4 protein-coding genes and 1 rRNA gene are annotated in these 5050 nt (G+C 72.1%); all 5 read left to right on the top strand.

Going from position 1 to position 5050, the window contains the following annotated elements:
* Positions 1–80, top strand: a 5S ribosomal RNA gene (rrf, locus tag ACFRMQ_RS37910); the annotation flags it as partial.
* Positions 81–335: 255 nt separating this feature from the next.
* Entirely contained in the window at positions 336–2936 is a 2601-nt protein-coding gene (locus tag ACFRMQ_RS37905; RefSeq protein ID WP_380735423.1) for an ATP-binding protein, read from the top strand.
* A 115-nt stretch (positions 2937–3051) separates the two neighbouring features.
* Entirely contained in the window at positions 3052–3732 is a 681-nt protein-coding gene (locus tag ACFRMQ_RS37900; protein ID WP_049657530.1) for a response regulator, read from the top strand.
* Between the two features lie 65 nt (positions 3733–3797).
* Entirely contained in the window at positions 3798–4211 is a 414-nt protein-coding gene (locus ACFRMQ_RS37895) for an OB-fold nucleic acid binding domain-containing protein (RefSeq protein WP_380735422.1), read from the top strand.
* Positions 4208–4933: a DUF3159 domain-containing protein gene (locus tag ACFRMQ_RS37890; RefSeq protein ID WP_380735421.1), complete on the top strand. Its 726-nt coding sequence runs from the start codon at positions 4208–4210 to the stop codon at positions 4931–4933. The genes ACFRMQ_RS37895 and ACFRMQ_RS37890 overlap by 4 nt, the downstream gene beginning before the upstream one ends.
* Positions 4934–5050: the final 117 nt, after the last annotated feature.

The raw sequence follows: 5050 nt of genomic DNA, 5'->3' as shown, positions 1-5050 counted from the left end.
TTCCGAACCCGGAAGCTAAGCCTCATAGCGCCGATGGTACTGCAGGGGGGACCCTGTGGGAGAGTAGGACGCCGCCGAACAATTATTGTGAATGAGCCCCCATCCGGTTTCCGGATGGGGGTTCTTCGCGTTTCCGGGCATTTCCGCCCGCTCTGCCCCGGATCCCTTCCGGACGACCCCCGCCGAGTGGCTGGTCCACCGTCAATATGCCGCTAAAACCGCCTGATCAGCGTACTGATCAGCGGAAAATCTCATCGCACGCCGTAGTCTCGAAGGCGAGGGGAACAGGTGTCCGGGGGTGTCTCCCGGGCAGGGCCGGATCAAGAATGGTGCTCATGGGACGAGGCAGGCTTCGCATCTACCTCGGGGCGGCCCCGGGGGTCGGCAAGACGTACGCCATGCTCGCCGAGGCGCACCGGCGACAGGAGCGTGGCACGGACGTCGTGGTGGCGTTCGTGGAGGACCACGGCCGGCGACGGACCCTGGACATGGTCGCCGGGCTGGAGGTCGTCCTGCGCCAGCAGGTGCTGCACCGGGGCGCCCGGTTCTCCGAGATGGACCTGGACGCCGTCCTCGCCCGCCGCCCGCAGGTGGCCCTGGTGGACGAGCTGGCCCACACCAACGTCCCCGGCTGCCGCAACGAGAAGCGCTGGCAGGACGTCGAGGAGTTGTTGGCGGCCGGGATCGACGTGATCTCCACCGTCAACGTGCAGCACCTGGAGTCGCTCGGCGACGCCGTCGAGGGCATCACCGGGGTGCGCCAGCGCGAGACCGTCCCGGACGAGGTGGTGCGGCGGGCGGACCAGATCGAGCTGGTGGACATGTCCCCGCAGGCGCTGCGGCGACGGCTGGCGCACGGCAACGTGTACGCGCCGGAGAAGATCGACGCCGCCCTCGCCAACTACTTCCGCCCGGGCAACCTGACCGCGCTGCGCGAGCTGGCGTTGCTGTGGACCGCCGACCGGGTGGACGAGTACCTCCAGAAGTACCGGGCCGAGCAGGGCATCGAGGGCACCTGGCAGGCCCGGGAGCGGATCGTGGTCGGTCTGACCGGCGGACCGGAGGGAGCGACGCTGATCCGCCGGGCGGCCCGGATCGCGGCCCGGGTCTCCGGCGGCGAACTGCTCGCCGTGCACATCTCCCGTTCGGACGGGCTGGTGGGCTCCGGCTCGCCGCAGACGCTGATCGAGCAGCGCGTGCTGGTGGAGAGCCTCGGCGGCTCCTTCCACGCCGTGCTGGGCGACGACCCGGCCGCGGGGCTGTTGGACTTCGCCCGCGGCGTGAACGCGACGCAGATCGTGCTGGGCACCAGCCGGCGGCCCGCCTGGCAGTACCTGTACGGGCCGGGCGTCGGCACCACGGTGACCCGGGAGGCCGGGGACATCGACGTCCACATGGTCACCCACGAGCACGCCGGGCACGGGCGCCGCGGCAAGATACCCGTCCGCCGGATCACCGACCTGGGCCGTACCCGGACGGTCGCGGGCTGGCTGATCGGGCTGGCGGGTCCGCCGCTGCTGGCGATCGTGCTGGCCGCGATCGGCGGGCTGGGGCTCTCCACCGACATGCTGCTGTTCCTGTCGCTGACGGTGTGCGCCGCGCTGGTCGGTGGGCTGCTGCCGGCCATCGGCTCGGCGCTGGTCGGGTCCTCGGTGCTGAACTACTACTTCACCCCGCCGCTGCACACCTTCACCATCAACGAGCCGCAGAACATCATGGCGGTCGCCATCTTCACCATCGTCGGCATCTCGGTAGCCTCGGTGGTGGACCTCGCGGCCCGGCGCACCCAGCAGGCGGCGCTCAGCCAGACCGAGGCGCAGACGCTCAGCGCGCTGGCCGGCACGGTGCTGCGCGGCGCGCCGAACGGGGACGGGGTGCTCACCGCGCTGATGGAGCAGGTCCGCGAGACCTTCGGGCAGGAGAGCGCCGCGCTGCTGGAACGGCCCGATCCGCTCTCCGCCTGGGAGTCGGTGGCCGCCGCCGGGCCGCGCCCGCCGGGGCGGCCGGAGGAGGCCGACGTGGACGTGCCGGTCGGCGACAGCCTGGCGCTGGTGCTGCGCGGCCGGGTGCTGCCCGGGGCGGACCGCCGCCTGCTCGGTGCCTTCGCCGCCCAGGCCGCCGTGGTGCTGGAACGCCGCCGGCTGGCCCGGGAAGCCGCCGAGGCCCGTCGGGAGGCCGAGGGCAACCGCATTCGGACGGCCCTGCTGGCCGCTGTCTCGCACGACCTGCGCACCCCGCTGGCGGGCATCAAGGCCTCGGTGAGCTCGCTGCGTTCGGCGGACGTCGACTGGGATCCGGAGGACGAGGCCGAGCTGCTGGCCGGCATCGAGGCCGGGGCCGACCGGTTGGACCACCTGATCAACAACCTGCTCGACATGAGCCGGCTGCAGACCGGTACCGTCACCCCGCTGATCCAGGAGACCGACCTGGACGAGGTGGTGCCGTTCGCGCTCGGCGGGGTGCCGCTGGAGTCCGTCCGGCTGGAGGTGCCGGAGACGCTGCCGATGGTCCGGGCCGACGGCGGCCTGCTGGAGCGCTCGCTGGCCAACCTGGTGGAGAACGCCGTCAAGTACAGTCCGGACGGTGTCAAGGTGCTGGTCAAGGCCGACGAGCTGCGGCGGCCGGGGATGCCGGCCCGGGTCGAGCTGCGGATCGTGGACCGCGGCCCGGGCGTGCCGGAGGACGCCAAGGAGAAGATCTTCGCGCCGTTCCAGCGCTACGGGGACGCGCCGCGCGGCGCCGGGGTCGGCCTCGGGCTCGCGGTGGCGCGCGGCTTCGTGGAGGCGATGGACGGTACCGTCACCGCCGAGGACACTCCGGGCGGTGGCCTCACCATGGTCGTCAGCCTGCCCGTGGTCGAGCGGCCGCCCGAAGCGGGGGAGCCGGGCGAGGGTGTCGGTCCGGGTGTCGGTCCGCTCCCGGAGCTGATCACCTGAGCACCGGCGGCACACCGGCCGGGCCCGTCGCCTCCGGTCGGCGGCGCCCGCCGTACGTCGTACCGAAAGTCCCACAATCCGTAAGTCAGACAGCCCTGAAAGGCGGAGCCCGAAAATGACCCGGGTCCTCGTCGTGGACGACGAACCGCAGATCGTCCGCGCGCTGGTGATCAACCTCAAGGCCCGCAAGTACGAGGTGGACGCGGCCCATGACGGCGCGAGCGCCCTGGAGCTGGCCGCGGCCCGCCACCCGGACGTCGTCGTCCTGGACCTCGGCCTGCCCGACATGGACGGGGTCGAGGTGATCCGCGGGCTGCGCGGCTGGACCCGGGTGCCGATCATCGTGCTGTCCGCGCGGCACGCCTCGGACGAGAAGGTCGAGGCGTTGGACGCCGGCGCCGACGACTACGTCACCAAGCCGTTCGGCATGGACGAGCTGCTCGCCCGGATGCGGGCCGCGGTGCGGCGGGCCGAGCCGGTGGCCGGGGAGGCGGACTCGCTGGTCGTCACCGAATCCTTCACCGTCGACCTCGCCGCCAAGAAGGTCAACCGGGACGGCGCCGACGTCCGCCTCACCCCGACCGAGTGGCACCTGCTGGAGGTGCTGGTCCGCAACGCCGGGCGGCTGGTCAGCCAGACCCAGCTGCTCCAGGAGGTGTGGGGCCCTGCCTACCGCACCGAGACCAACTACCTGCGGGTCTACCTCGCCCAGTTGCGCCGCAAGTTGGAGCGCGACCCCTCGCACCCGCGCCACTTCATCACCGAACCGGGCATGGGATACCGGTTCGAGAGCTGACCGCGACTGCCCCCGGCGGCCGCACGACCTGCCCCCGGGGGCCCGGAACCCGGTACCCTTCCGGCATGAGTGGTGACAACAGCATCGGCCAGCCGCAGGGGCGGTTCCGCCGCATGCTCAGCCGGCTGACCTCCTCGGCCGAGGAGCTGGACGCCGAGGAGCTGCGCCAGGAGAGCGCCGCGGAGTCGGGCTGCACGCCGATCGCCGGATGCGCGGACCGCGAGCTGGTCACCGTCGCGGGCACGCTGCGCACGGTGACGCTCCGCCCGCGGGCCGGCGTGCCCGCCCTGGAGGCCGAACTCTTCGACGGCACCGAGGCGTTGGACGTGGTCTGGCTCGGCCGCCGCTCGATCGCCGGGATAGAACCCGGCCGCCGGCTGATCGCCAGTGGCCGGATCAGTCACGCACGCGGGCACCGCGTGCTGTTCAACCCCCGCTACGAGCTGCGTCCGGTCGGACACGGGAGCGAATCAGCGTGAGCAACCAGCCCGGCGGCGAGGCCGCCGCCCAGCTCGACCCGGCCGCCGACCTCGCGGCCGCGGAGGCAGCCCGCAAGGCCGCCTCCAAGGAAGCCGCCGACACCGTGCTCCAGGCCTTCGGCGGCGTCCGCGGCATGATCGACATGACGCTGCCCGGCCTGGTCTTCATCGTCACCTACAACCTGACCCACCAGGTCAGCACCTCGGCCTGGGCCGCGCTCGGTCTGAGCGCCCTGTTCGTGGTGGCCCGGCTGGCGAGGCGGGAGACCATCCAGCACGCCTTCAGCGGGGTGTTCGGCGTCGCGCTCGGCGCCTGGATCTCGATGAAGAGCGGCAAGGCCGAGGACTTCTACCTGCCCGGTCTGCTCTGGAACGTCGCCTACTCCGTCGCCCTGGCGGTCTCCGCCCTGGTGCGCTGGCCGATGATCGGGGTGATGCTCGGCCCGATCACCGGGGAGATGTTCACCTGGCGCAAGGAGAACCCGGGCCGCCTGGCGGCCTACACCAAGGCGACCTGGGCGTGGGTGCTGATCATGGGCCTCAAGCCGGTGATCCTCTTCCCGCTGTACTTCACCCACAACGTCAACCTGCTGGGCTGGCTGAAGGTCGCCCTCGGCATCCCGCCGCTGCTGCTGGCGATGTACGTGACCTGGCAGATCCTGCTGAAGGCGCCACCGCCGATCAAGGCGCAGCTGGACGACGAGGAGGAGCCGGCGAAGTAGGCCGGCTCCCACGGCGAGCCGCGGCGTGATCGACGGCGAGCGACGACGGCGAGCGACTACGGCCACGACGAGCCACGGCGAAGGGCCCGCACCCCGGCGAGGGGTGCGGGCCCTTCC

The organism is Kitasatospora sp. NPDC056783, from assembly GCF_042789895.1.
In the GTDB taxonomy this organism is placed as follows: domain Bacteria; phylum Actinomycetota; class Actinomycetes; order Streptomycetales; family Streptomycetaceae; genus Kitasatospora.
This window is presented reverse-complemented; position numbering and strand designations above follow the sequence as displayed.

Bases quoted from the DNA above. Each gene is read 5' to 3' on its own strand.
- ACFRMQ_RS37895 (WP_380735422.1), top strand. From the start codon at position 3,798: ATGAGTGGTGACAACAGCATCGGCCAGCCGCAGGGGCGGTTCCGCCGC.
- ACFRMQ_RS37905 (WP_380735423.1), top strand. From the start codon at position 336: ATGGGACGAGGCAGGCTTCGCATCTACCTCGGGGCGGCCCCGGGGGTC.
- ACFRMQ_RS37900 (WP_049657530.1), top strand. From the start codon at position 3,052: ATGACCCGGGTCCTCGTCGTGGACGACGAACCGCAGATCGTCCGCGCG.